Genomic DNA, 24979 nt, shown 5'->3' on the forward strand with positions numbered 1-24979 from the left:
TGCCGCATGCTGAGGGACAGAAAACTGACCGTCGGCACGTTGCTGAGCGTGTTTCGGTGGCGTGTGGGGATCACATGGTTTCTGATCCTGTCGGAAACAGCACTGACTGTGCTAATCCCGCTGTTTATCGGCTTTGCCATCGATGGATTGCTGAGCGGACAGTTTCAGCCCTTTGTGCATCTGGGCGCTCTTATGGTCGCCCTCACGCTGATCGGCGTGATCCGGCGGATATACGATACGCGTGTCTACGGAACGATCCGCGTCGAGCTGGGCAAGGCGCTTGCTGCGCGTTTTTCAAACCTGCCGATTTCTTCGCTGAACGCGCGGATCGGAATGGGGCGCGAACTGGCCGACTTTCTGGAAGAGATCCTGCCTTCGGCAATTTCAGGAATCATGCAGTTCGTCGTCTCAGCAATATTGCTGTTTTACTTCTCGCCGGTGCTGGCTCTGTCAGCCTGCGGGGTGCTTGTGGGAATGATATGCATCTACGCCCTGTTTCATTCGACGTTCTGGCAATGGAACCGTGCCCTGAATGAGCAGATGGAACATCAGGTCAGCATTCTGGAACAGCGCCGCGTCCGTCCGGTGCTTGTCCACCTGACGAAACTGCGTCGTTTCGAAGTCAAGCTCTCGGATACCGAAGCCTACCTGTACGGTGTGATCTTTGTTCTGCTGATTTGTCTGATCCTGTTCAACCTGTGGTTCGCGACGCAAAACCTGGATGCGACACCTGGAATGATCTTTTCGATTGTCAGCTACTCATGGGAATTTGCTGAAGCCGCGCTTGTTTTGCCGATCACGTTCCAATCCTGGTCCCGGCTGTCCGAAATCACGGTCCGATTGCAGAGAGGATGATCAGATTTTCAAACTGCAAGTTGCGTGGAACAGGTGTTGCAATCAGGTGTTGGTCTTCTCGTGACCGCTGTTGAACCACCCTCCAGCATGCGGCAGGGCAGCTCTTTGTGGCAAATACCCTGTGCGATTGCTCTGCGGCAAAACTGTCAGAGGCCTGCAACGCGGGAAAAGCAGGTTTTGAAACAATGGCAGTGTCTCTGCGCAGGTCAGAGTGTTGAATGGAATGTCGTACAGGCTGTAGCTTTGCCAAGATGGCGTCGGCGGGCTCTTTCCGGCTGGGAAGGATCAGCCAAGCCAGCCTATCTGCAATTGCTTAGGTTCAGGCTGTAAAACGGCTGAGAATGTTATGCGTGATTTGCTGAGTGGTGCGGTCCTTCCAATTGAGACCCAGGAACCAATAGATGGTGCCCGCGCAGAAGACCTCGCCCTGGCCTTCGATCAGCTGCGCCCAACCAGTTTGCGAAACCGTGTCCTAGCGCGATACGATGTATTGCGCGGCCACCGTGGCACCGATGCTGGGCGACGTGATACGGGCCGCGTTCGGATCAATATCTTTGTTGAAAGCGCTGACCTTGATTTCGATCCCGTCTCCTCGACGGCAGCAGAACCGTGAGGAGTACCCGATCAAAGGTCATTCAAGCCCCGGTTCGGACTGTCGGGCCGCAACCTTGGTTGTGACGTTGTTCCAGGCAGCGCCCAGCATCGCAGGCGATGCGGCCACGCTCATGGAGGCTTTCAAAAAGCCGCGGCGGCTGAGGTAGTCAGTAATCAAAGCAGAGTTTTTTTTGGGCACGGTGATTTGTCCAGCTGGGTTGGAATGCGGTTGGCACATCGGTCAAACGATCCGCAAAAAAACACATCCGGTAAAAGCCTAAAAAGCCAGTTGCTACCGGGTTGAACAATATCGGGGCAAACAGTGGCGCCGATGCGTTCAAGGATTGCCTTAGAACATTACCTTCCTCGGCTTTCCATTGGCTTGTGCCACGCGGAATCTTGTCCAAGCCTTGGGGAGTGGCCCAGTGTTGTCTTGACTGCATAGGTTGTCGTTGGCGCGCGGGCAGGTTCCGCGCGCCATCAAGGCTTCACTCTTGCCAGCTCATGAAAACCTGCCGCGCCTTTTCGCTTTCTGGGCGCAGGTTCTCGATGCCGCCATAGGGAACGTCTTTACCGATTTCCGAGTTCGGATACTTGGCGATCATCTTCTGATGTCGCTTGATCATGTCCTGGAACGATGCGCCGGCCCAGAGGGAATACCCGACCAGCGGATGCAGTTCGCGCGGGTCGCGATAGATGTTGTACGTTGGCGCGGCGGCTCCGGGTGCGCCCGGCGCAGGCAAGTGCATCTTGAACTCCTGTTTCACGACCGAGCGAAGAACCGGGCCCTCGTACACATAAACGTAGTCGCGGCGCCCATTGCCTTCGCCTTCCAGCAGCAGGGCCGTCTGATCGATCCCGTCGATCACCCGATCACGCGGGATATAGTCGGTGGCGCCAGCGATACGCGCCATCGTCGTGTAGATATCCGAGACATGAAAAATGTCACCGGCGGCGCTGTCAGCCTCGATCACACCGGGCCAGCGAATGAATGCATCAGTGCGCACACCCCCTTCGAGATGTTGGGTCTTGCCGCCGCGATAGATCAGTTGGTTCAGCCCGGATGTTCCTTCGTAATGGTACATCAACCCATTGTCGGCCATGATCATGACGATGGTGTTGCCCGCCTCGCCGGTCTTCTCCAGCGCGTCGAGAACGTCGCCGATCCAACCGTCCAGAAGCTGCAACTTGTCCGCGTGGAAGCCGCCGTTACGTGACAGCGCCTGATCGGGATAGACAAAGTTCAGCGGATAAAGCGGCCAGTATTGCAGGAAAAACGGCTCATCCAAGGCTGCGACACGCTCGAGCTGTTCAATTGCCTGCGTCTGGTAGCGCTCGTTCATCTCTTCGTATTTGGCTTGGGTCCATTCTTCACCTGCGGCCATTTCGACTTCGCGGGCTTGCCCTCCGGCCTCGGCTTCGACACCTGTCACCAAACCATAGGGCTTGAAACGCTCATCCAGCAGAAGGGCATTGTTCTGTCCCGACGCGTGGTACCCCAACATGTTGTTGGCCCGCATCGCCTCGCGGGTCATCAGGCTCAGCTGAACCTGCTGATGCAGCGGGAAGGCCGCCCAGTCAAAGCCCTGATTGTGCGGATAGGCCTCTTCGATATCGCCCTGATGCCATTTGCCGACATGCGACGTGTTGTAGCCCGCCTGTTTCAGGATTTCCGGCAGAGTCACTTCGCTGGCAGGAAGCCCTTCCCCCACCAAAGCCACTTTCACCTCTTCCACGCCGGCCCGGATCGGGTGGCGCCCGGTCAGCATGGCCGTACGAGTGGGTGTACATGAGGGCTCGGTGTACATCCGCATCAACGACATGCCTTCGCTGGCAAAGTCATTGATATTCGGGGTTTCAATGCCCATCACATAGTTGAGTTTGCGTTCGCCCATCTGGCCAAAGCTGATGTCATCGATGAGGATGTACAGGAAATTCGGGGGTTTGCCGCCGTTGGCTTCCCGAAGTTCAGCCAGCCTCGCTTCAATCTCGACGTCCTGCGCATCCCATTGCTCGCCAAATTGGGCGCGCAGGAACGCGAATTCACCGTCATGCACAATCGCGTCTTGTTGTGCGGCCGATTGTGTGGTGCTCAACGCTGCTAGCAAACAGGCTGCGATGCCAGTCCTTTGGACAACATTAGTCATTCTTCGTTCCCCCTTTGGTGCTCCTGAAGTTCATCGCCTGAACAATCAGGTCGCGACATTTTGCTGAAAGAGATTGGTTTGACTGATGCGCCAGCTCAGATAACCGCTGGTGTTCTGGTGGCGTTAGAAACGTCACCACGCGCTCTGATCGGGCATCGGCCTCAGGAAGCCGTGGTCGGCCCATGGTGGCGAGGTTTGGAGTTTTTGCTGACACTTGACTCCCTGCCGTTCGAATTCGCTACATTACCGGTAAAGTGTCAGGCTCTGGGAATGGACCGCATCAAGAATTCGCCAAATTCGCCAAATTCGCAAAAGGGTGTCCCTTCCGTATCGGGCGGGGTGACGCCCGCAGCCGTTCTGAAATTCGAACATCCCAACAAAATCGGGGAAATCACGCCGTGGGAGATAGACTTCCGACAGCTCGATCCCGGTCGATTGTCGACGTCCATAAGGGTGCGCTCAGGGCGTTCGGTCTCCGCTCTCAGCATCGCGATGAACCAACGCGTTCATCAACGTGGTGTTTCGCCCAAGGGCTGGATGACGTTCGGGATTCCGTCAAATGGTGCGGTCGACAAATGGCAGGCGAAGGACGTAACCGATAACGCATTCCTGTCCTTCGGTGACAGTGATGGGTTTGACGGTATTTCGACGGCCGGTTTCACGGGAAATGTCATTTCCTTCCAAACCCAAAGATTGGAGAATTTTGCAGAGTCCTGCGGATTTCACCTGGCGCGCGACACCCCGGACGCCCACAGGCTGAGGTCCAAAGCAGGCTTGGCCAGCATGGCAAACCTGGAGGGTCGCGTAGCCGGGCTTCTCAACAGTGGTGATGCGCAGTGGTCTGAGGCGGCTGAGCAGGCCCTGATGCTGGAAGCCCTGGTTATTCTGACCGACAACGAAGCGCATTTTGACAGGAGTCAGGCGGGCACCAGGCGGCGTGCCCTGGAACGCGCAACTGATCTTATGGTTGCCAATCTGGAAGACCCGATTTCAATTGAAGAGATTTGTAAAGAAAGCGGGGCGTCTTGGCGAACTCTGGATCGCGCGTTCAAGGAACAGTTCGGACAAAGCCCCAAGTCATATTATATGCGTCTCAGGTTGAACCGTGTTCGCGAGGACCTTCTTTCAGGGTCTTTCAGCGGAAGAATAACCGATGCTGCAAACCGGCTCGGATTTTGGCATATGGGCCAGTTCGCGCGCGACTACAGGCTGTTTTTCCGCGAGCTTCCCTCTGAAACAAGGGGCGTGCAGAAATAGGTTTCCCATACCAACTCCGCTCTTCAGCACCCGGAAGTATCAGGGCAGGGGCCAATCTTTGCAGAACCGTCTCATTTTGATCTTTGTCAAGGTTGGATGCGGCCCGCCGAGATACAGTCACCAGTGTATCAGGAGGTCTTGCATGGAAAGACTGGTCGAAATTGGGCGGACTTTTGTTCAGGCGATGCATGATCGCAATGGCTTGGCAAGTGTTGACGAGATGTACGCGGAAAACGCTCAGTCCATAGAGGCGGTTGTGCCTCCGGTGCGGCAATTTCGGATTACAAAGGGGCGCGACGCGATCAAGGCAAAGCGGGAAGACTGGCTGAAAACGCATGAAATCCAAACGCTTACGGCAGATGGTCCTTTTGTTCATCCGCCCAATCGCTTTGGGGTGCGTTTCAATGCCGAGGTCGTGCAGAAAGACACCGGACAAAGAATGAACCTTAGCGAGATCGCCATTTATTCCGTTGAAGATGGCAAGATTGTACTGGAAGAGTTCTTTATGTTGCCAAAATAGCGAACGGTGCCTGGCAACACGGGTTCCCAAGCGCTTGCGGCCATTTCAGGAAGCCTCGCCAGGTCCGGCGCTGCAATCAAGTACGTCCAATCAAAATGGGCAGTTGACTGGTCGGTCCGGGGCTTGATGGACAGATGGATTAAGGCTTGCAGCATTTTAGCACTCTGCCCGGATCGGAGAACCTAGATGACCGAACTCTCACCTGACAAGCTGTCTGCCGAGGCCGGGGTTTGTGCGGCAGATACCGACGAGAATGCCCCGCCACACCCCTATGAGAAACTTGACCGCGCAACGCGCGCGGCCCTTGCCCGTGCCACCGCCGGTGTTTCCCCGCATTCGATAATGGCCACCTGGATGGATTGGGCCCTGCACCTGGGTCGTTCACCCGGACGCCAGCTTGAACTGACAGAACGCGCGGCACGCGATGCGGCCAAGCTCTGGGTCTATGCCAGCGAGATGGCGACCGGCGCGAAGGCCACTCCGCCTTTTCAGCCACGCAAGCAGGATCACCGTTTCAATGCACCCGGCTGGCACAAGGCGCCATTTTCCCTTTGGCAGCAGGCTTTTCTGAGCGCACAGGATTGGTGGCAGGCCGCAACGGACGAAATGCCGGGCATCGCCCCCCGCGACGCCGAACGGGCGCAATTTCAGGTTCGCCAGGCACTTGATCTTGTCTCTCCTTCGAACTTCCCGTGGTCAAACCCGGAAATCATCAATCGCACCTTTCAGACCGGCGGTCGCAATTTGATTGAGGGCGCCGCCCACTTTCTTGAGGATGTTGCCCATACCATAACGCAACAGCACGAACCTGCCCCTCAGGGTTATGAAATCGGTAAAGACATTGCCGCGACCCCCGGCAGGGTCGTTTATCGCAACGCGCTGTTCGAGCTGATTCAATACACTCCACGCACCAGGCGCGTACAGGCCGAACCGATCCTTTTCGTGCCTGCATGGATCATGAAATACTATGTGCTCGACCTTTCTCCGGAAAACTCCATGGTGCGGTATCTGGTTGAGCAGGGCTTTACCGTGTTCATGATCTCCTGGGTCAATCCCACCGCTGATCAGGCTGATCTCAGCCTTGAGGATTATCGCCTGAACGGTGTCATGGCCGCGATCGAGGCCATCGAGAAAATCGTTCCGGGTAAAAAGATCCACGCCAATGGGTATTGCCTGGGGGGCACACTTCTGGCGATTGCAGCTGCGGTGATGCAACGCGATGGCGATGACCGGCTTGCAAGCGTTACGCTGATGGCGGCGCAGGTTGATTTCGCCGAAGCCGGTGAGCTTTTGCTGTTTATCGATGATAGCCAGGTCGCTTTTGTCGAAGACCTGATGTGGTTGCAGGGCTATCTTGATCGCCCTCAAATGACACGAACTTTTACGACAATCCGCGCCGAGGATCTGATCTATGCCCGGGCTGTCCGTCGCTATTTTCTGGGTGAAGACGACCTGCCTACGGATCTGACCGTCTGGAACAATGACACGACCCGGATGCCGGCGCGAATGCATTCCGAATATTTGCGCGGTCTGTTCCTGGAAAACCGGCTGAGCGCTGGGCGCTTTTCTGTCGAAGGTCGGGTCGTTGCGCTCAAGGATATACGCGTACCCATGTTTGTGGTCGGAACGGAATCCGACCACATTGCTCCGTGGCGATCAGTGTACAAAATTCGGCTGTTTACCGACGGAGATCTCACCTTCGTGCTGACCAACGGTGGTCACAATGGCGGCATCCTGAGCGAGCCGGGGCACAAGCACCGCCACTATCGGTTGGGCCACAGGCCGGCGGACGCGCTGTATACCTCGCCGGATGAGTGGTTTGAGTCGGCCGAAGAAAAGCAAGGTTCCTGGTGGCCTGCGATGGTGGATTGGATCAAAGACCGTTCATCGGGCGAAACTGCGCCGCCGCCGATGGGCGGAAAACGAAGGGGGGCTGAAAACCTGCCCAAAGCGCCGGGCAGCTACATTCATCTGACCTGAAACCGGTGGCGTGGGTCAGACCCGTCAGTGCCCGGTCGATCTCCTTTGGACATCCTGAGCAAGCCCTTCTGGTGCAGTTGAGATTTTGGTCGCTCGGTCAGATCTGGGACTTTGCGACGGATCAAGCCTTGCTGCGGCGCACGTGTGTTATCGTTCAGGTCGTCGGAACCCAGTGCCACATTTGCGGTTTTGTCGAAGGCCGAACCCGAAATTTGCAACGAAAAGAGGCAATACACAGATGATTTGGGGCGGATGTATCTGGAGAGTTGGACCATGACACGCGCAATGGTTTTGAACGAGGCCGGCCGCGCGCTGAAACTGGAAGACATAGAACTTCCGGCGCCGGGCGCTCATGATATCGAGATCCAGATCGAGGCTTGTGGTGTCTGCCGCACGGATCTTCACATCGTCGATGGTGACCTCGAACATCCTGAACTTCCACTGGTTCCGGGCCACGAAATCGTTGGGCGGATCGTTCGAAAGGGGGATGCCGTAACAGGGCTGGATGCCGGTCAGCGCGTGGGCGTGCCTTGGCTTGGGTCCACTTGTGGTAAATGCCCGTATTGCCGCCGCGCACAGGAAAACCTGTGTGACGCGCCGGTGTTCACGGGATACACGCGAAACGGAGGATTTGCCGAAGCCTGCCTTGCGGATGCACGGTATGTCTTTGCCCTGCCAGAGATTGCCGATCCGGTTGCACTGGCGCCGTTGTTATGTGCCGGGCTTATCGGGTTTCGCTGTCTGCGAATGGCCCAAGATGCCAAAAATATCGGCTTTTATGGCTTCGGAGCCGCCGCGCATATCCTTGCACAACTGGCCGTCTGGCAGGACCGGAATGTATATGCGCTGACCCGGCCCGGCGATATCGAGGCGCAGGATTTTGCGCGTGACCTTGGCGCGGTATGGTCTGGTGGGTCCGACGAACGACCACCGGCGGAACTGGATGCTGCAATCATATTCGCACCTGTCGGAGCCCTTGTGCCCAAAGCGCTGCAATCTGTCCGCAAGGGCGGCCGCGTGGTTTGCGGCGGAATTCACATGAGCGACATTCCTTCCTTTCCCTACAGAGATCTTTGGGGGGAACGCCAAATTCTGTCTGTCGCAAACCTGACGCGTCAGGATGGTGAGGAGTTTTTTGCAATGGCTCAAGCCGCAGGCATCCAGACACGAACCCAAAGATATTCACTGAAGGACGCCAACACAGCCCTCGCGGATCTGAGCGCCGGACGATTGCAAGGGGCAGCGGTATTGGTTCCCTGACCAATGGTCTGTCGCGCCCCGCACCGGCTTGACAAGTCACAGCGGACGTCAGCATCCGAAATTAGGGTGGTGGCTTAGGCAAACGGATACTGATCGTGGAATGGACGGAACACCGGAGCACGAAAGACCGCTCGGCGCAATGGGATGTCGCTCACGCGTGCAGGATATGATCATACCGACGGACTCGTGGACGATCATGCGCCAACAATCAAACTGGACCGTCAGATGAGCGAAGAGCTTGTTTTCATTCAGCGTGTTGAAAATGCTGGCTTTGTATTGCAAATCGGCTTTTGGCGCCGCAGAGAACGAATATTGGTGTCATGCCTTACAACCGTGTCGTTAATACTTACATTTAAATATATGAAAAATATATGTTTAAATGTAGGCAAGCGAAAAAACTTTTCAAGCGATCTTGGTTTTCGTCAAGACGTTTACAAAATTTTGTTTCAAATCCAGTAATTTGTTGTGAAATTTTCCACCGCCTTTCCATTATTGAAATGCACATAAGTGCGCTTTCGTCTGCTGGAAGAGGAGCCAGACGACGAGAGAAAGGGAAATGGGAGGAATTAATGACCAACAAATCTGTCACACGCCGCGGCGTGTTGAAGTCTGGTGCCGTTGCAGGCACCGGTCTGGCCCTGCCTACGATCTTCACGGCTTCGTCGGCTGCCGCTTACACCAACGAACCAACCGGAGGGTCCGTGACCCTGGGCTTCAATGTTCCCCAGACCGGGCCGTATGCGGAAGAGGGCAATGACGAGCTGCTGGCGCAACAGCTTGCGGTGGAACACCTGAACGGAGAGGGTGACGGCGGTTGCCTGAACACCTTCACGTCCAAGGCGCTGAAGGGCAATGGCATCCTCGGCAAGAAGGTCGAGTTCGTCACAGGTGACACCCAGACCAAGTCAGACGCCGCACGTGCGTCCGCAAAGTCGATGATCGAAAAAGACGGTGCGATCATGATCAACGGCGGGTCGTCCTCGGGCGTGGCCGTTGCGGTTCAGGGCCTGTGTCAGGAAGCGGGTGTGATCTTTATGGCGGGTCTGACCCACGCCAACGACACGACCGGCAAGGACAAGAAAGCCAATGGTTTCCGTCACTTCTTCAACGCCTACATGTCGGGCGCTGCGCTTGCGCCGGTGCTGGCTGCCGAGATGGGCAATGACCGCCGCGCCTATCACCTGACGGCGGACTACAACTGGGGCTGGACTCAGGAAGAGTCGATCGTCGCCTCGACCGAAGCCCTGGGATGGGAAACGGTCAACACCGTCAAAACGCCACTCGCGTCAACAGACTTCTCGTCCTACATCACTCCGGTTCTGAACTCGGGCGCGGACGTTCTGGTTCTGAACCACTATGGCGGCAACATGGTGAACTCGCTGACCAACGCGATTCAGTTCGGCCTGCTAGACAAAGTCGCAAACGGCAAGGACTTCAAGATCGTCGTGCCGCTGTATTCGGAACTGATGGCCGCCGGTGCTGGCGAGAACATCAAGGGCGTGCTGGGTTCGATGAACTGGAACTGGCAGTTGCAGGATGAAGGCACCAAAGCCTTCGTGAAATCCTTCGGCGAAAAATACGGCAAGCCGCCGTCCAACTCGGCGCAAACCTGCTATGCACAGGTTCTGCTATATGCTGATGCTTGCGAGCGTGCCGGTACGTTCAACCCATGCGGTGTCGTTGAAGCGCTGGAAGACTTCGAGTTCGACGGCCTGGGCAACGGCCCGACCTGGTATCGCGGCGCGGATCACCAGTGCTTCAAGGACGTACTGGTCGTGCGTGGCAACATGAACCCGACCAACGCCTATGACACGCTGGAGATCGTCGAGATCACCCCACGCGCGCAGGTCGAATACGATCCGGAGCATCCGATGTTTGCCGGTGGCGCACTGGGTGAGTGTAACCCGGGCGCATAAGACCGCGTATCAAAGTCTGGCCGCCAAAATGGTGGCCAGACATCTACAGCAGGGTTGATCCTGTTGTGCCACTCAATTCACACTGACCAACCCTGAGGTGGGCCAATGGACGCCATCCTATTGCAAATTCTGAACGGTCTGGACAAAGGGTCGGCTTATGCGCTGATTGCGCTGGGGCTGACGCTTATTTTTGGGACGCTCGGCGTTGTGAACTTTGCCCATGGGGCCCTGTTCATGATCGGTGCGTTCTGTGCCGTCACTTTGCAAAAGCTCATGAACCTGAGCTTTGTAACCATCGACGAGAGCCAAACCGACTTTCTTGGCAACCCGCTGAAGGTGGAAACACCTTATGTCGAGGCATGGTTCGGCCCGGAGTTCGGGGCGACGATCATCGACTGGTCCGTTCCATTGGCAATCCTGTTTGCGATCCCGATCATGCTGGCGGTTGGCTATGTGATGGAACGCGGGCTTATCAAGCATTTCTACAAACGCCCCCACGCGGACCAGATCCTTGTCACGTTCGGCTTGGCGATCGTGTTGCAGGAAATCGTAAAGTATTTCTTTGGTGCCAACCCCATCCAGACCCCGCCGCCCGACGCGCTGAGTGGCTCTATCGATCTTGGCACCATGATCGGGTTTGATCCCAACGCGATCATCTACCCGATCTGGCGCCTCGTCTATTTTGGCTTTGCAGTTGCCATTATCGGTGCCGTCTTCTCATTCCTGCAATTCACCACCTTCGGCATGGTTGTGCGCGCCGGCATGGCGGATCGCGAAACTGTGGGCTTGCTGGGGATCAACATCGACCGGCGCTTTACGATCATGTTCGGGATCGCTGCCGCGGTGGCCGGTTTGGCGGGCGTCATGTACGGGCCGCTCAACCCACCAAACTATCACATGGGGATGGATTTTCTGGTCCTCAGCTTCGTTGTGGTTGTTGTTGGTGGCATGGGGTCTCTTCCCGGCGCGGTGCTGGCTGGCTTTCTGCTGGGCATTCTTGAGAGCTTCGCCTCTACGACCTGGGCCACAACGACGATCCCGGGCATCAACCAAATCATCATCTACCTTGTTGCCATTATTGTGCTGCTCACACGCCCGCGCGGTTTGATGGGACGCAAAGGCGTGATGGAGGAATAATCGATGTTGGGACTGAACAAAAAAGATACCAGCCTGCTGATCATCGTCGGCATCCTTACGATGCTGGCACCCTTCATCCTGAATCCGTTCCCGGAAGGCAGCGCCATGGCGCAGTTCAACGCGGGCTATCCGGATCTTATGCAGCGTTTTGTCATTTTTGGCATCTTTGCCATCGGCTTCAACATCCTGTTCGGCCTTACCGGATACCTGTCATTCGGTCACGCGGCCTTTCTGGGCGTTGGATCCTATTCCGCCGTATGGATGTTCAAGCTGCTGAGTTACAACATCATCCCGGCCATCGCACTCAGCGTTGTGGTCGCCGGGGTATTCTCATTGCTGATCGGGTTCGTCAGCCTGCGCCGGTCGGGCATCTATTTTTCGATCCTCACGCTGGCTTTCGCCCAGATGAGCTTTGCGTTGGCTTATTCGGTGTTGTCCAACCCCAAATTCAACCTGACGAACGGGGAAACGGGATTGCAGGTTTACGCGGATGATCCACAGATTCTGCAAGGGGCGAATTCGCCGGACCTGCCGCATTTGTTCGGGTTGCCGATGCGCGCAACCTACACATTAGACGTGGGTGCGTGGAGTTTTGATTTCAACGCGGGATACTATCTGTGTGCAGTGATTATGATGGTGGTGTTCTATCTGTCCATCCGAATTTTCCGTTCACCTTTCGGGATGATGCTGCGGGCCGTCAAATCAAACCAGCAACGGATGAACTATACCGGCCTGAACTCGAAACCTTACACGCTGGCGGCATTTGTCATCTCTGGCATGTATGCCGGCCTGGCTGGTGGGCTGATGGCCGCAATGGACCCGCTGGCAGGTGCCGAACGTATGCAGTGGACCGCATCGGGCGAGGTCGTTCTGATGACGATCCTGGGCGGCACCGGCACACTGATCGGGCCGGTGCTGGGTGCGGGCTTCATCAAGTACTTCGAAAATATCTTCTCGAAGATCAACGACAACGTGTTGCACAGCTGGTTTGCATTCCTGCCTGACGGGCTGGAGGACGCGGTGGTTTTCTTGATCCATCCGTTCATCGGCAAGGGCTGGCATCTGACGCTGGGCATTCTTTTCATGCTTGTCGTTATCTACTTGCCGGGTGGTCTTGTCGAAGGTGGTCAGCGTTTGCTGAACCGGCTCAAGCGCAAGAAATCAAAATCCGACGACGCGACGTCGGGCAAAACGGAACCGGCGGAATAAGGGGCGAGCCATGGCAATTCTAAGAGTCAAAGACGTCAGCAAGCGTTTCGGCGGTCTCAAGGCGCTCACGGACGTGAATCTCAGCGTCGAGGAGAATTCGGTTCACGCAATCATCGGGCCCAACGGTGCGGGCAAGTCGACCTTGCTGAATTGTCTGGTCGGCAAGCTCATGCCAGATACCGGGTCCGTATTGTTCGACAACGCATCGGTCTTGGGGCTTGAACCCTTCCAGATCAACCAGATGGGCATAAGCCGCGTGTTTCAGACACCCGAGATTTTTGGTGAATTGACGGTGATGGAGAACATGTTGATTCCGATCTTCGCCATGCGGGATGGGGCGTTCCGGATGCACGCTTATGAGACCATCGCCAACGAAAAGGCTGTTGTTGAACAGGCCGAAGCGATGCTGGAAGAGATGAACATGGCCGACAAACGTGAGATGCACGCGGCCTCGCTGTCGCGCGGCGACAAGCGGCGGCTTGAGATTGGTATGTGCCTCAGTCAGAACCCGCGGTTGTTGCTGTTGGACGAACCGACGGCGGGGATGGCGAGGGCGGATACCAACAACACGATCGACCTGCTGAAACAGATCAAGGATGAACGCGACATCACCATCGCGATCATCGAGCATGACATGCATGTTGTCTTCAGCCTTGCCGAACGCATCACTGTTCTGGCCCAAGGGACACCCCTAGTTGAAGATACTCCTGAAAACATCCGCGGAAACCCAAAGGTTCGCGAAGCCTATCTGGGCGAGGCTGCGTAAGGAAAAGCTATGAACGAGAAACCTGACTTTTCGAAAAACGCCAATATGGCCAGCACCGCCCCTGCGTTTCTTTCCGTTTGGGATATGCACTCCTATTATGGAGAAAGCTATATCGTGCAGGGTGTCAGCTTCAATGTGCATGAAGGCGAGATTCTTGCTCTTCTTGGGCGCAACGGTGCGGGCAAAACCTCGACACTGCGCTCGATTGCAAGGGTTGGAGAACCCGAAGTAAGACATGGCGAAATCTGGTTGGACCACAAACCGCTGCACAACATGACAAGCTATGAAGCAGCAGCGGCTGGCCTTGGTCTTGTACCAGAAGACAGACGCATTATTCCCGGCCTGACAGTCGAAGAAAATCTGCAACTTGCACAGATTGCGCCTCCGATCGGATGGTCCCTTGAACGGCTTTACGAGCTGTTTCCGCGTCTCGGTGAGCGCAGGAAGCAGGAAGGGATTACACTGTCGGGTGGCGAACAGCAGATGCTGTCAATCGCCAGAGCTCTTGCCAGGGACATCAAGGTGCTGCTTTTGGATGAGCCGTATGAAGGTTTGGCGCCTGTTATCGTCGACGAAATCGAAAAAACCCTCATACATGTCAAACAGCAGGGTATGACCACGATCATCGTTGAACAGAACGCTGTACGCGCTTTGGAACTGGCGGACCGCGCGATCATTCTTGACACCGGTACCATCGTGTTCGACGGAACGGCAAAAGAAGTGCTTGAGGACACCGGTCTTCGTGAGGAGTATCTGGCGATCTGAGCGTTGTTCTGATTGGCAAACAGACCCGAAGGGTATGACCAGTTCGTGGCTCACCATGACCCGCGTTCAGGGCAGATACTGCCCATTCGCGCGGTCAAAGGTGTTTTACCCCGAAAAATGATGGTCGGCTCAAATCTAAATACGGGTTTGCGGCATTAGGTTGTGTCGGGGCTGTGCCGAATGCACGTCTTGTGCAACGGGCCCCAAAGGACGAGGGGGCAAGTTTGCAATGCTTCGTGACATCCGCCACTGCGGCAACCAGACGATTGCGCCGCGGTGTTCCAGGTCGTTGTGCAATGGATAAGAAAGTCAGGCTCTGGCCCTGGGCTGCCAGTGCCTTCGCCGCAGGGGCCTGCAAGCCGAACCTTCCCTAAATCATTTCGGGCAACCGTCTTGATCGTGTGCCCATGGTTTCAATCGGCCTGAAAACGCGCCGACGAAATCTGTGCCCGGAGTGGGGCAGTGGGTCTCGCTTTACTTCCGGCTTGGACTATCCGGCTGGCCCATTTCGGCTTCCGGTTCCCAGCACCTTCACTTCCAGCCAGTGGAACATCAGGGCAATAATACCGGCAACGAGAATGTAGAATACGGCCAGCAGGATGAGCGGCTCGTAGATGATGAACGTGTCGGACCGCACTCGGGATGAAACGGCATAGATATCAACCACCGTAATCGTGGCAACCAAGGGCGTCGCCTTCAACTGGAGGATGGTTTCACCGCCCAGGGTCGGCAGAACGTTGCGGATTGCCTGTGGCAGCCAGATGCGGCGGAACATTGTCAGCCTGGGCATGCCGAACGATTTGGCGGCCTCCAGCTGACCTTTTGCGACGCCTTTGAAGGCTCCGCGCATTACCTCACCTTCATAGCCGGCATAAGAAAGCGTTAGTGCCAGCACCGCATAAGGCCAGGCCTGACGCAGATACGGCCAAAGCTCGGATGATCGTATCCAGGGGAATTGAGGGAACAATGAGCCGAGGCCATAATACAGCAACCAAAGCTGCAAAAGCAGGGGTGTGCCCCGAATGATGGTGCAAAACGCCTTGGCGGGAGCCGCAAGGTACCAGGGCCCAACGGCCTGGGCCAACCCGAGTGGTACGGCCAGCAGAAACCCGAGAACGACGGTGACAACAAGCAGCCAGAGCGTGGTCCAGATTCCCTGCAACGCAAGCGGTGCGTATTTTGGCAACCAATCCCATCGCAAAGACATGGCACACCAGATCACGATCCCGGCAAAGATCAGCATCATCACGATGCGATGGGGTTGCATCAAGGACCTGAGATTGATCATCTGCCACCTCCTTTCAGAGAAGGTTGACCGCGCCGCGCCCATTTTTCGATCCGCGCGAAGATGGCGCCCGAAAACAGGGTGACCATGAGATAGAGAAAACCCGCCGCAAGAAAGAAGGTGAAATAGGCGCGTGTGCTGCTGGCGGCCTGCCGGGTTTCCAGTGTCAGTTCGTTGAATCCCACGACCGCGAGCAGGGCGGTGTCCTTGGTGGCGATCAGCCACAAGTTGGCCAGACCGGGTACGGCAAAGCTCATCATGGCGGGGATCGTCACGCGGCGCATGGTCATGAATGCGGGCATCCCGTAGGATTTGGCGGCCTCGATCTGTCCGGGTGGAACCGCCTGTATGGCTCCGCGTAGAATCTCGGTTGCATATGCGCCTTGAACGACGCCCAGAACCCAAATGCCCGCAGCGACGCCATTGACCTCGACCCGTCCTCCGCCCATTGCAGCGGAGATTTTGTTGATGATGTCAGATCCCACGTAATACAGGATCAGGATCAGGACCAGTTCCGGCACGGCCCGGATCACGGTCGTGTAGATGGCAAGAAGATCGCGCGTGACCTTCCCGCCGTAAAGCTTGCCATAGGCTCCGAACAATCCGATCACGAGGCCGAGCGCATATGCACCAAAAGCGATCTGCAATGAGTGGGACAATCCGCGCAGCAGATTGCCCCCCCAACCCGGTGGCGACAGCGACAGAAGCTCTGCGCTCTGCACCAATCCAAGCGATTCCAACAGTCCGGTCACGGCAGCCGCTTAGTAGATGCTGGCCGAGAAATAGTTCGAAGTGATCTTCTCGTGCGTTCCATCGGCAAGAATTGCCGCGATGCCTTTGTTCAGCGCTGCAAGCAGGTCATCGTCGCCCTTGCGAACACCCGCACCAACGCCCCGGCCCAGGATGGCCGGATCATCTGCGACGGCGCCTTTGATTTCACAGCATGCCCCGGCATCCGAGTTCACGAAGTCCGCCATGGCGATACTGTCGGCCTGAGTGGCGTCAATACGACCTGCGAACAGGTCCTGGTTGGCCTCATCCTGAGTTTGATAAACCTTCAGTTCGGAATCCTTGAAATATTCCTGCGCATAAGCCTGGTGGATGGTCGACGCCTGAACGCCGACAACCTTACCGGCCAGCGAATCGGGGGTCGCTTCGATATCCATCGATTTGTCCGCGACGATGACGGCAGGTGTGTTGTAGTAAGGATCGCTGAAATCAATGGTTTTCAGCCGCTCTTCGGTGATCGACATAGACGCCATGATGGCGTCGATCTGCTGTCCGGTCAGCGACGGGATGATACCATCCCAGGCGACCGGCGTGATGACACAGTCAAGTTCCGCAGCGGCGCAGACCGCATTGATGACATCGATCTCCCAGCCGACCCAATTACCTGAACTGTCCAGTGATGCGAATGGCGGGTAAGGTTCGGCTGCGATGCCGATCTTGACCTCTTCTGCACTGGCGATACCAGACGAAAGGACAGCGGCGGCAAGGCCGGACGCGAGCAGTTTCTTGACGTTCATTTTGATACTCCCTTTTGGTTCATTTTGTTTTGTTTTTTAGGTTCACGCGACCGAGCTGAGGAACTGCTTCAGACGCTCTGATTTTGGGTTTCCGAAGACCTCGGCAGGTGGGCCCTGCTCTTCGATGCGGCCCTCGAAGAGATAGACAACGTGGTCTGCGACTTCGCGTGCGAATTTCATTTCATGGGTGACAAGCAGCATTGTGCGCCCTTCGGCGGCAAGATCGCGGATCACGGTCAGAACTTCGCCAACAAGCTCGGGATCAAGCGCCGACGTGGGTTCATCGAAAAGCATTACCGAAGGATCGACCGCAAGCGCCCGGGCAATGGCGGCGCGCTGTTGCTGACCACCCGAAAGATAGGCCGGATAGGTGTCAGCCTTGTCGCCAAGGCCCACCCGCGTAAGCAGCTCATGCGCCCGCGCGATCGCCTGGGCCTTTGGCACCTTGAGCACATGCACCGGCACTTCGATCACGTTCTCCAGAAGCGTGCGGTGTGTCCACAGATTGAACTGCTGGAAAACCATGGCCAGACGCGTGCGGATACGTTCGATCTGGCGGCGGTTGGAAGGGCTGCCATCGGTGTGCATTTCAACCAGTTCCCCGCCGATGGTTATCTTTCCGGAACTCGGCGTTTCCAGAAAGTTGATGCAGCGCAGCATGGTGGATTTTCCAGAGCCTGACCCCCCGATAATGGCAACAACATCCCCCTTGTTTGCGGTCAGGGATACGCCTTTCAAAACCTCCAGCGTGCCAAAGGATTTGTGCAGATCCTCAACCTTGATCGCCTCGTCAGGCGTGGTTGTTTCGGGTGCGGGTGCAACTGCTTTGGCTGTGTCCATATCCAAGAATCTTCTGATTTCAGCTTGCAGTAAGCCCCGAATCTCGCAATTATGCAAGTGTATAATAACTCCGTGCCATGGATGACACTGACGTGCAGGACGACAGCCGCAAATTCAAACGTGAGTCTGCCGAGTTTCGCCGCGAGGCGCTGATTCTGGCGACTTTGGACCTGATCGCTGAGATGGGCGTTCGGGGTGCCACGGTGCGCGAGATCGCAGCCCGCGCGAATGTGACCCAAGGTTTGATCCGGCACTATTTCTCATCCAAGGACGAACTGGTTCAGGCGGCGTATGAGCACCACATGAATACGCTGACGGACCAGACCGCGGCGTCATCAGGAACCGGAAGCGCGGTTTCTCAGTTGACCAACTTCGTCGACGCGTCACTGCGACCGCCGATCGTCGATCCAAGCGCCGTGGCGTTGTGGGCGGGTTTCCTGAACAAAGTGCAGCATGACCCGAAAATGCAGCGCATTCACCAGCGAACCTATGACTATTTCCGGGATCACCTCGAGAAGCTGATCGTCGCGGCATTGCAGGAAACCGGGCGTTCGGTTGATGCGTCAGAGGCAATGCAACTGGCCATCGCCTGCAACGCGGTGATCGACGGCCTGTGGCTTGAAGGGGGTGCGCTTCCGGATGCGTTTTGCGAAGGCCAACTGGCGCGGATCGGTTTGGATTCCGTCAGCGCCATCGTCGGGATTCCATTGACCAAAGAGGTGGAGCAGTCATGAAAACCACATCGGTGACAGAACGGTTGGCGGGCTTGGGTGGTGCCAAATGGGGCGTACATCTGAAAGCCCGCGACCTGATCAAGGCCGGAGCGGACATCGTCGAAATGACGATAGGAGAACCGGACGTGCCGGTGCCGGATGCGCTGGTCGAAGCCACCGTTGCCTCATTGCGGGCGCAGCGGACAGGGTACTCCAACGGGCGCGGTGAAGCAGGGCTGCTTGACGCGCTGGCTGCGCGCTATTCTGCCTCTCGCGGGCGGGCTTTCGAGCCCGGGAATTTTCTGTGCTTTCCCGGCACGCAAACCGCCCTGTTCGCAGCCATGGCCGGGGTCGCCGAGGCGGGTGACGAAGTTCTTGTCGGCGATCCGATGTACGCGACCTATGAAGGTGTTGTTCGTGCATCCGGGGCCGAGATGGTGCCCGTACCGCTGCGGCCCGAGAAAGGGTTTCGCATGCAGGCCGCAGATATCGCGGCCCGCATCACTCCGCGCAGCCGCGCCATTCTTCTGACAACGCCGCATAACCCGACGGGCGCGATCCTGACCGCCGCGGACATTGCCGAGATCGGGCAGCTGGCGATTGCGCGTGATTTGTGGATCATCTCGGACGAGGTCTATGAAGAACTGATCTTTGACGGTGCCCGATTTGTTTCACCTTTGGCAGATCCGGAACTTGCGGATCGTGTCATTGGCGTATCATCCATCTCGAAATCTCATGCCGCTCCGGGGTTCCGCAGTGGCTGGTGTGTCGGGCCCGCCGCGTTCTGCGAAACGCTGCTGCCCTATTCCGAGACCATGCTTTTTGGCAATCAACCGTTCATCGCGGACATGACCGAAAAGGCGATCCGTGACGGGTCCGAGGTTGCCCCCGGTATGGCCGCCCGCTTTTCTGGCCGCGCCACCCTGTTGGCCGATCGTCTTGAAGCTGAAACGGATCTGATTGTTCACCGGCCCGAGGCGGGAATGTTCGCACTCATCAATGTCTCTGCCACCGGGCTGGATGGCGAAGCCTATGCCTGGGATCTGCTACAGGCCGGGGTGGCCGTCATGCCGGGATCCGCCTTTGGTGACAGCCTTAAGGACTGGGTGCGGGTTGCTTTGACGATCAATGACACGGACTTTGGTACCGCGGTTTCCCGTATCATCGAACACGCCAACAGCAAATCACGCGAGGTCGCATGAGCGGTATGACAATTGGCGAAGCTCTGGTTGCCGGGCTGCGCCAGCAGGATGTGAACTGCGTCTTCGGAATTCCGGGCGTTCACACGGTGGAACTGTACCGAGGGCTTGCCGCTTCGGGCATACGACATGTGACGCCCAGACACGAACAGGGGGCGGGTTTCATGGCCGATGGCTATGCCCGCGTGTCGGGTAAACCGGGTGTTGCCTTTGTGATCACCGGCCCCGGATTGACCAACACGCTGACGCCTATGGCGCAGGCGCGGGCCGATTCAATACCGATGCTGGTGGTGTCCGGCGTCAACAAAACCGGATCGCTTGGCAAGGGTTTGGGGCATCTGCACGAATTGCCAGACCAAATCGGGCTGGCGAAAACGGTTGCGTTGGTATCCGAACAGGTCACCGGCCCCAGTGCTCTGGCCCCGGTTTTGGACCGCGTTTTTCACGGCCTCAGCAATGGTCGCCGCGGGCCGGCGCATATCGAGGTTCCGTTGGATGTCGCAGCGGCGGAATATCAGGAAACAGCAGTCGAGACGCCTGACCCTGATCCTCCGGTCAGCCCGGCATTGATCAGGCAGGCTTCAGGGCAACTGGGTGAGGCAAAGAAAGTCGTCATTTTGGCGGGCGGCGGCGCGAAACGTGCCGAGGCGGGATTGCAGGCACTGGCCGAAGCTCTGGATGCTCCGGTTGTGCAAACCGTCAACGCGCGCGGCCTGATGCACGGACATGCTCTGACCGTACCGGCCAGCCCCAGCCTGAACGCGGTGCGCGCATTGTTGGAAAGCGCCGATTGCGTTCTGGCCTTGGGAACCGAGCTGGGGCCAACCGATTATGACATGTATGCCACCGGTCAGTTTGCGAAACTGCCAAACCTGATACGGGTTGATCGGTGCAGCGATCAGCTTTCACGGCATGAGGCAGCGATTGCCATTCAAGGTGACGTCGGCTTGGTTTTGCCAGCGCTGTGTAAGGTCCTGCCGCAGAGGTCACGGCAAAGCAACGGTGCGGACTGTGCCAGAAAAACGCGCAATGCGGCCTGGCAGGAGATTGGTCCGGATTATCGCCAACAGGTGGAGATACTGAATGCAATGCGCTCGGCGTCTCCGAATGCTCTGATGGTCGGGGATTCCACCCAGCCCATTTATGCCGGCAATCTTTACTGTGACCACGACCGGGCTGGTGGCTGGTTCAATGCGGCAACGGGGTATGGTGCGCTTGGCTATGGCATACCCGCAGCCATCGGTGCGTCGATTGCCGATCCAACGGCGCGGGTAATATGCATCGTCGGCGATGGCGGGGCGCAGTTTTCAATGCCGGAAGCAATGGCCGCGGTAGACGAAAACCTGCCGGTCACTTTCGTGATCTGGAACAATCACGGGTACCGGGAAATCGCCACATCGATGCAGGATGCAGGCGTGACGGTCATTGGATGTGATCCCACACCCCCCGATTTTGCAGCAACGGCCAGATCCTTTGGCATTCCACACACCCGGGTTCCCGACAAGCCGCAGGCCGTCGCGCATGCATTACGCGAAATGGCGTCCATGGGCGGGCCCGCGATGATCGAAGTCACCGCCCGAAAATTCGAACCTCAGAGAGATTGAAACATGTCAGACCCAACTTTTGAGTTTTCCCGCGCCATCACTCGCCGCCCGGCACCGACCATTGCTGACGGATTGCGCGCAGAAGATATCGGAAACCCGGATTTCGATGGGATGACGGCCGCGCATGGGGCATACGTGGCAGCACTGAAAAGCACCGGGGCCGAGGTGATCGAGCTTGATCCCCTGGATGCGTTCCCTGACGCGCAGTTTGTGGAAGATACGGCCCTGTGCCTGCCGCAGGGCGCTGTGCTCATGCAGCCGGGCGCGCCTTCGCGAATGGGGGAAGTGGCCGAGATCGCCCCGGCACTGCGGGCCTGTTATGAAACGGTCACACAGATCAATGGTCCCGGCCATATCGAGGGTGGAGACATCCTTGTAACCGGCCGCGAAATTCTTGTGGGCCGGTCAGACCGCACTGACGCGGAAGGTGTCGAGGAACTGGCGAAAATCACCTCGGAATGGGGTTACAAACTGCGGGAAGTGTTCACGCCCGAGGGCGTTTTGCACTTCAAAACGGATTGTTCGCTGATGGATTCCGAGACAATCCTTGCGACCCGGCGATTGGACGCTTCGGGCTGCTTTGAAGGCTACCGGGTGCTGCATGTTGCTGACGGAGAGGAGGCGGCGGCAAACGCGATCCGGTTCAACAATCTGGTGCTGATGGCCGCTGGTTTCCCACGCACCGCAGAGATGCTGGACCGCGAAGGATATGAGGTCATTGAAATTGACAATACCGATTGTGCAAAGCTTGATGGTGGCATGTCCTGTCTTTCATTAAGGTTCTGAGGGGCAGCTGCAGGGTTCAGACCCCAGTGAATTCGGCAGGTCGCGTGTTGATGGTTCGAAAGACAGGCGGTGAACAAGCTTGATTTCTTACGGTTGACCGGCGCGCAGGTGGCACTGTTTGAACCCTGTTTGCCATAGGCCCAATGGCAAGGCCCCGCGGCAAGGGTCGGCGGGCCCTGAGTGGGATCGTCTTTCTTGTTCGCATCGGATCGTGCACCGCTGTTGCCATTGCTGCACATTGCGCGCGCACCGGTGTCTGGCCCGCTCTAATGGCCCGAATTCGGAAGCGTCAGAACACTCGTGAGTGTCGCTGTTGTCGCCAGCACCATCAATACCATCAATGCCTCAACCTCGATAGAGCGGGCGAGGCGTTGCGCTGCCTTGACCTCTCCACCTTGCATGGCCGGAACAAATCGGAGCTTGTTTGCGGCGGCAAGAAACAACAGCAGCGCCACAAAAAACACTTTGAGCAACAACGACTGCCCGTAGCCAGTGAACAGCAGCCCTTGGAGATTGCCGACAAGCAACCAGGCCATCCAAAGGCCCGCCACGATCAATGCCGGCACAAGCCAAGTGGCAGCTTGCCCAAAGACATGACCGAGTTCAGCAGCATCCTTCAGGTGTTCAGGAGCAAGGGCCATATTCCGCAGCGGGCTGAAGATGCCCACCCAGAAAGCTACACATAACAAGTGCAGCAGGAGAAGGAGCTGGATACCAAAGCTCTCCAGTTCCGGCACGTGCCCGATCTGCGCAAACGACCACAAAGCGATCGTGCCACCCAACAGCGCGATCCACTGATTAAAGCGAGGAACGGACAGCCCAACAAGGATCAACGCTGCGCCTGCAAGGCGATAAACAAGTGTGTCGCCCACGGATGTCTGCCAAAGCAGGCCAAACATCTTCGGATCGACCATGCCGTCAACCCCGCCTGTCAAGGCGGCTCCACGAAGCAAGAAGCCAACTGCTGTCGCGACAAGAGCAAGCCATGCCAAGGCCCTGGCCTGGCGCGTCATCGCAAGGTTCACCGGCGCGACAAGGCCGGAATAGAGGCATCCAACAATCACAAGCCCGGCAGAGCCCGCAAAGCCGATGTAGAGCACAAGCTTTGCGAGGATCGCAGCAATCGCCCAGATGTCTGGCATGCTCATTCCACGGTAAAGGAAAACTCGCCCTGCATCGCATGGCCGTCTTCACCCAAACCCCGCCATTCGATGACATAGGTGCCCGTTCCATTGCTCGGCAGTGGGATCGTGAATGCCTGACCAAAACTTGTCTGGTCGCCCAAATCCAAGCTTACTGCCGAGTGTTCTTCATGGGCCATCTCTATCCGTGTCAGCCGGATGTTTTTTGAGAAGTTGAGGCCAATTTCAGCGGGCACAGTGGTTATCGTGGCGCCGTTGGCAGGGTTTGTTTCTTCAATTTTGGAATGCGCCAGTGCGCCGTTGGCAAGCGCAACGATAAGCGCGAATGTCATGATCTTCTTCATTGGGTTACCCTCAGTTTATTCCGTTGGCCCGCTGGATTTCGCGAATGTAGGCGATCACCATGGCAACGTCACCTCGTGTCAGACCTTCCACGGGGGGCATGTCGCCAAACTGCCAATGGTGGCTTCTTACACCTTGTGAAACCGCCCTGTGAAAGGCTTCATCAGCGTGGTGGCTGGGTTCATATATTTTGTGGATCAAAGGCGGCCCGGCGCCCTCTACGCCGACCGCGTTGGCGCCGTGGCATGACGCGCACGAAACTTCAAAAACACGCTGGCCGATTGCGGCATTGCCTGCGATGGCCGGCATCTGAATTGCGACCATGGCGTCGCCTTCGAGTGTTTCATGCGATGTGGTCTCTTCGATTGCGCCGGGGCGAAGAGTTACGAAGGCGGCGACGGCAGCGACAGCGCATGCGCCGATCAGCAAGTGACTTTTTTTCATGGATTGGTCCTGACATTTTGGAAGCTGGTAGCGCTGCGGCACATCGCGAACAGCCGCACGTGCTGGTCGCTTACATCCGCAGGGAATTGTGCTGCTTCAAAGGTCAGGGGGCCTGTAAAGGGCGTCTGGTTCACTCAGCTTGATTTGGGTTCCAACATGGAGCTCCGGGTCAGTATCACGCCGACCCTTGGCAACTTCACTGACTTGGAACGGCAATGCAACGGCTTGGCAGATAAAGAGATTGCACTTTCCGGTTTCGGAACTCTCCGGGTCATGATGATGACCTGAAGCCGAGACGTCACCGCTGGTTGCCAATGCTGAGTGTTCGGAAGGTTGCGTATGGTGCTCACAGTGAAGGCCCACGCAGCCCTTCGACAGCGCGTGCGCAACACCGCCAATGCCGGTCAGGATGACCAGAACGCCAACCAATAGAACAAGTGAATATCGCCGGATGACCATGGTGCCGGACGTTACTGCACGCAAGCGCACGATACAACGCCACACAATTCATCGCCCCGAAACAGGGTCGCTCAATTGTGGTCTGCGATGCAAAAAAAGCAAACCGTGACTGCGATGCGGTTTTGTGCGCTGCATTCTCACCATAGTTGTCATGGCCCAATTCGCAGTATCGGATGGTATCAATCATGCGCTCCCTATGAGACTCACTGAAAGGGCCGAGTTTATCCCGCGCG

General features: G+C 57.0%; 25 protein-coding genes. 16 read left to right on the forward strand and 9 right to left on the reverse strand.

The genetic code is table 11. The annotated features are described in order from the left end of the window. Positions 1-6: 6 nt before the first annotated feature. Together GS612_RS01560 and GS612_RS01565 are read left to right on the forward strand one after the other, a co-directional pair. A complete protein-coding gene (locus tag GS612_RS01560) occupies positions 7-855 on the forward strand; it encodes an ABC transporter six-transmembrane domain-containing protein (RefSeq protein ID WP_171638871.1) in 849 nt (282 codons plus the stop codon). 346 nt (positions 856-1201) lie between these two features. Beyond that, positions 1202-1468: a hypothetical protein gene (locus GS612_RS01565; RefSeq protein ID WP_171638872.1), complete on the forward strand. Its 267-nt coding sequence runs from the start codon at positions 1202-1204 to the stop codon at positions 1466-1468. An 18-nt stretch (positions 1469-1486) separates the two neighbouring features. Here GS612_RS01565 and GS612_RS20470 read toward each other — a convergent pair whose 3' ends face one another. Next, positions 1487-1687: a twin-arginine translocation signal domain-containing protein gene (locus GS612_RS20470; RefSeq protein ID WP_253286085.1), complete on the reverse strand. Its 201-nt coding sequence runs from the start codon at positions 1685-1687 to the stop codon at positions 1487-1489. 250 nt (positions 1688-1937) lie between these two features. Beyond that, a complete protein-coding gene (locus GS612_RS01575; RefSeq protein ID WP_171638874.1) occupies positions 1938-3596 on the reverse strand; it encodes a sulfatase-like hydrolase/transferase in 1659 nt (552 codons plus the stop codon). Positions 3597-3674: 78 nt separating this feature from the next. Between GS612_RS01575 and GS612_RS01580 the strand changes: the two genes are divergently transcribed. The 10 genes from GS612_RS01580 to GS612_RS01625 all read left to right on the forward strand — a co-directional run bounded on the left by GS612_RS01580 (position 3675) and on the right by GS612_RS01625 (position 14406). Beyond that, on the forward strand, positions 3675-4853 hold the full coding sequence (locus tag GS612_RS01580) for an AraC family transcriptional regulator (protein ID WP_171638875.1): 1179 nt from the start codon (positions 3675-3677) through the stop codon (positions 4851-4853). Positions 4854-4995: 142 nt separating this feature from the next. Next, positions 4996-5373 carry a nuclear transport factor 2 family protein gene (locus tag GS612_RS01585; RefSeq protein WP_171638876.1) on the forward strand — a complete coding sequence of 126 codons (378 nt, stop codon included), beginning with the start codon at positions 4996-4998 and terminating at the stop codon, positions 5371-5373. A gap of 186 nt (positions 5374-5559) precedes the next feature. After that, entirely contained in the window at positions 5560-7353 is a 1794-nt protein-coding gene (locus GS612_RS01590; protein WP_171638877.1) for an alpha/beta hydrolase, read from the forward strand. A 273-nt stretch (positions 7354-7626) separates the two neighbouring features. Continuing rightward, positions 7627-8613 carry a zinc-binding alcohol dehydrogenase family protein gene (locus GS612_RS01595; protein ID WP_171638878.1) on the forward strand — a complete coding sequence of 329 codons (987 nt, stop codon included), beginning with the start codon at positions 7627-7629 and terminating at the stop codon, positions 8611-8613. A 144-nt stretch (positions 8614-8757) separates the two neighbouring features. Continuing rightward, the gene (locus GS612_RS01600; protein WP_171638879.1) at positions 8758-9072 is read left to right on the forward strand and encodes a hypothetical protein; all 315 of its coding nucleotides are present in this window, start codon (positions 8758-8760) and stop codon (positions 9070-9072) included. A gap of 110 nt (positions 9073-9182) precedes the next feature. Continuing rightward, complete coding sequence (locus GS612_RS01605) at positions 9183-10529, forward strand: substrate-binding protein (protein WP_152459077.1); 1347 nt, start codon at positions 9183-9185, stop codon at positions 10527-10529. Between the two features lie 105 nt (positions 10530-10634). Next, the gene (locus tag GS612_RS01610) at positions 10635-11666 is read left to right on the forward strand and encodes a branched-chain amino acid ABC transporter permease (protein WP_171118891.1); all 1032 of its coding nucleotides are present in this window, start codon (positions 10635-10637) and stop codon (positions 11664-11666) included. A gap of 3 nt (positions 11667-11669) precedes the next feature. Continuing rightward, entirely contained in the window at positions 11670-12875 is a 1206-nt protein-coding gene (locus GS612_RS01615) for a branched-chain amino acid ABC transporter permease (RefSeq protein WP_171118889.1), read from the forward strand. 10 nt (positions 12876-12885) lie between these two features. After that, complete coding sequence (locus tag GS612_RS01620) at positions 12886-13641, forward strand: ABC transporter ATP-binding protein (protein WP_170346000.1); 756 nt, start codon at positions 12886-12888, stop codon at positions 13639-13641. 9 nt (positions 13642-13650) lie between these two features. After that, positions 13651-14406 (forward strand): ABC transporter ATP-binding protein, encoded by a 756-nt coding sequence (locus tag GS612_RS01625; RefSeq protein ID WP_152459073.1) that lies wholly within the window; start codon positions 13651-13653, stop codon positions 14404-14406. 490 nt (positions 14407-14896) lie between these two features. Here GS612_RS01625 and GS612_RS01630 read toward each other — a convergent pair whose 3' ends face one another. From GS612_RS01630 to GS612_RS01645, 4 genes are read right to left on the reverse strand one after another with little or no spacing between them, the layout of a single operon-like run. Then, entirely contained in the window at positions 14897-15694 is a 798-nt protein-coding gene (locus GS612_RS01630) for an ABC transporter permease (protein ID WP_171638880.1), read from the reverse strand. Then, entirely contained in the window at positions 15691-16443 is a 753-nt protein-coding gene (locus GS612_RS01635; RefSeq protein ID WP_171638881.1) for an ABC transporter permease subunit, read from the reverse strand. The genes GS612_RS01630 and GS612_RS01635 overlap by 4 nt, the downstream gene beginning before the upstream one ends. 9 nt (positions 16444-16452) lie before the next feature. Next, the gene (locus GS612_RS01640) at positions 16453-17217 is read right to left on the reverse strand and encodes a transporter substrate-binding domain-containing protein (protein ID WP_171638882.1); all 765 of its coding nucleotides are present in this window, start codon (positions 17215-17217) and stop codon (positions 16453-16455) included. A gap of 42 nt (positions 17218-17259) precedes the next feature. After that, the gene (locus GS612_RS01645) at positions 17260-18057 is read right to left on the reverse strand and encodes an ABC transporter ATP-binding protein (RefSeq protein WP_171169002.1); all 798 of its coding nucleotides are present in this window, start codon (positions 18055-18057) and stop codon (positions 17260-17262) included. 77 nt (positions 18058-18134) lie between these two features. Between GS612_RS01645 and GS612_RS01650 the strand changes: the two genes are divergently transcribed. The 4 genes from GS612_RS01650 to GS612_RS01665 are packed head-to-tail and all read left to right on the forward strand — an operon-like array spanning position 18135 to position 22359. Further along, on the forward strand, positions 18135-18791 hold the full coding sequence (locus tag GS612_RS01650) for a TetR/AcrR family transcriptional regulator (RefSeq protein ID WP_174830398.1): 657 nt from the start codon (positions 18135-18137) through the stop codon (positions 18789-18791). Next, positions 18788-19972, forward strand: coding sequence for a pyridoxal phosphate-dependent aminotransferase (locus GS612_RS01655; RefSeq protein ID WP_171638883.1), 1185 nt, complete (start codon positions 18788-18790; stop codon positions 19970-19972). Before GS612_RS01650 ends, GS612_RS01655 begins: the two co-directional genes overlap by 4 nt. Beyond that, entirely contained in the window at positions 19969-21573 is a 1605-nt protein-coding gene (locus GS612_RS01660) for a 5-guanidino-2-oxopentanoate decarboxylase (protein ID WP_171638884.1), read from the forward strand. Before GS612_RS01655 ends, GS612_RS01660 begins: the two co-directional genes overlap by 4 nt. A 3-nt stretch (positions 21574-21576) precedes the next feature. Further along, positions 21577-22359: a dimethylarginine dimethylaminohydrolase family protein gene (locus tag GS612_RS01665; protein ID WP_171638885.1), complete on the forward strand. Its 783-nt coding sequence runs from the start codon at positions 21577-21579 to the stop codon at positions 22357-22359. Between the two features lie 266 nt (positions 22360-22625). Here GS612_RS01665 and GS612_RS01670 read toward each other — a convergent pair whose 3' ends face one another. The 3 genes from GS612_RS01670 to GS612_RS01680 are packed head-to-tail and all read right to left on the reverse strand — an operon-like array spanning position 22626 to position 24287. Continuing rightward, positions 22626-23507 carry a copper resistance D family protein gene (locus tag GS612_RS01670; protein ID WP_253286086.1) on the reverse strand — a complete coding sequence of 294 codons (882 nt, stop codon included), beginning with the start codon at positions 23505-23507 and terminating at the stop codon, positions 22626-22628. After that, positions 23504-23845, reverse strand: a complete 342-nt coding sequence (locus GS612_RS01675) for a copper resistance CopC family protein (RefSeq protein WP_171638886.1) — start codon at positions 23843-23845, stop codon at positions 23504-23506. The genes GS612_RS01670 and GS612_RS01675 overlap by 4 nt, the downstream gene beginning before the upstream one ends. Positions 23846-23855: 10 nt before the next feature. Continuing rightward, positions 23856-24287: a cytochrome c gene (locus tag GS612_RS01680; protein ID WP_171638887.1), complete on the reverse strand. Its 432-nt coding sequence runs from the start codon at positions 24285-24287 to the stop codon at positions 23856-23858. Between the last annotated feature and the right edge of the window lie 692 nt (positions 24288-24979).

The organism is Ruegeria sp. HKCCD6157 (assembly GCF_013110685.1).
Classification (GTDB): Bacteria; Pseudomonadota; Alphaproteobacteria; order Rhodobacterales; family Rhodobacteraceae; genus Ruegeria.

Coding starts and splice junctions, on each gene's coding strand:
- GS612_RS01560 (WP_171638871.1), top strand. CDS start 7: ATGCTGAGGGACAGAAAACTGACCGTCGGCACGTTGCTGAGCGTGTTT.
- GS612_RS01565 (WP_171638872.1), top strand. CDS start 1,202: ATGCGTGATTTGCTGAGTGGTGCGGTCCTTCCAATTGAGACCCAGGAA.
- GS612_RS20470 (WP_253286085.1), bottom strand. CDS start 1,687: ATGTGCCAACCGCATTCCAACCCAGCTGGACAAATCACCGTGCCCAAA.
- GS612_RS01575 (WP_171638874.1), bottom strand. CDS start 3,596: ATGACTAATGTTGTCCAAAGGACTGGCATCGCAGCCTGTTTGCTAGCA.
- GS612_RS01585 (WP_171638876.1), top strand. CDS start 4,996: ATGGAAAGACTGGTCGAAATTGGGCGGACTTTTGTTCAGGCGATGCAT.
- GS612_RS01590 (WP_171638877.1), top strand. CDS start 5,560: ATGACCGAACTCTCACCTGACAAGCTGTCTGCCGAGGCCGGGGTTTGT.
- GS612_RS01595 (WP_171638878.1), top strand. CDS start 7,627: ATGACACGCGCAATGGTTTTGAACGAGGCCGGCCGCGCGCTGAAACTG.
- GS612_RS01600 (WP_171638879.1), top strand. CDS start 8,758: ATGTCGCTCACGCGTGCAGGATATGATCATACCGACGGACTCGTGGAC.
- GS612_RS01605 (WP_152459077.1), top strand. CDS start 9,183: ATGACCAACAAATCTGTCACACGCCGCGGCGTGTTGAAGTCTGGTGCC.
- GS612_RS01610 (WP_171118891.1), top strand. CDS start 10,635: ATGGACGCCATCCTATTGCAAATTCTGAACGGTCTGGACAAAGGGTCG.
- GS612_RS01615 (WP_171118889.1), top strand. CDS start 11,670: ATGTTGGGACTGAACAAAAAAGATACCAGCCTGCTGATCATCGTCGGC.
- GS612_RS01620 (WP_170346000.1), top strand. CDS start 12,886: ATGGCAATTCTAAGAGTCAAAGACGTCAGCAAGCGTTTCGGCGGTCTC.
- GS612_RS01625 (WP_152459073.1), top strand. CDS start 13,651: ATGAACGAGAAACCTGACTTTTCGAAAAACGCCAATATGGCCAGCACC.
- GS612_RS01630 (WP_171638880.1), bottom strand. CDS start 15,694: ATGATCAATCTCAGGTCCTTGATGCAACCCCATCGCATCGTGATGATG.
- GS612_RS01640 (WP_171638882.1), bottom strand. CDS start 17,217: ATGAACGTCAAGAAACTGCTCGCGTCCGGCCTTGCCGCCGCTGTCCTT.
- GS612_RS01645 (WP_171169002.1), bottom strand. CDS start 18,057: ATGGACACAGCCAAAGCAGTTGCACCCGCACCCGAAACAACCACGCCT.
- GS612_RS01650 (WP_174830398.1), top strand. CDS start 18,135: ATGGATGACACTGACGTGCAGGACGACAGCCGCAAATTCAAACGTGAG.
- GS612_RS01655 (WP_171638883.1), top strand. CDS start 18,788: ATGAAAACCACATCGGTGACAGAACGGTTGGCGGGCTTGGGTGGTGCC.
- GS612_RS01660 (WP_171638884.1), top strand. CDS start 19,969: ATGAGCGGTATGACAATTGGCGAAGCTCTGGTTGCCGGGCTGCGCCAG.
- GS612_RS01665 (WP_171638885.1), top strand. CDS start 21,577: ATGTCAGACCCAACTTTTGAGTTTTCCCGCGCCATCACTCGCCGCCCG.
- GS612_RS01670 (WP_253286086.1), bottom strand. CDS start 23,507: ATGAGCATGCCAGACATCTGGGCGATTGCTGCGATCCTCGCAAAGCTT.
- GS612_RS01675 (WP_171638886.1), bottom strand. CDS start 23,845: ATGAAGAAGATCATGACATTCGCGCTTATCGTTGCGCTTGCCAACGGC.
- GS612_RS01680 (WP_171638887.1), bottom strand. CDS start 24,287: ATGAAAAAAAGTCACTTGCTGATCGGCGCATGCGCTGTCGCTGCCGTC.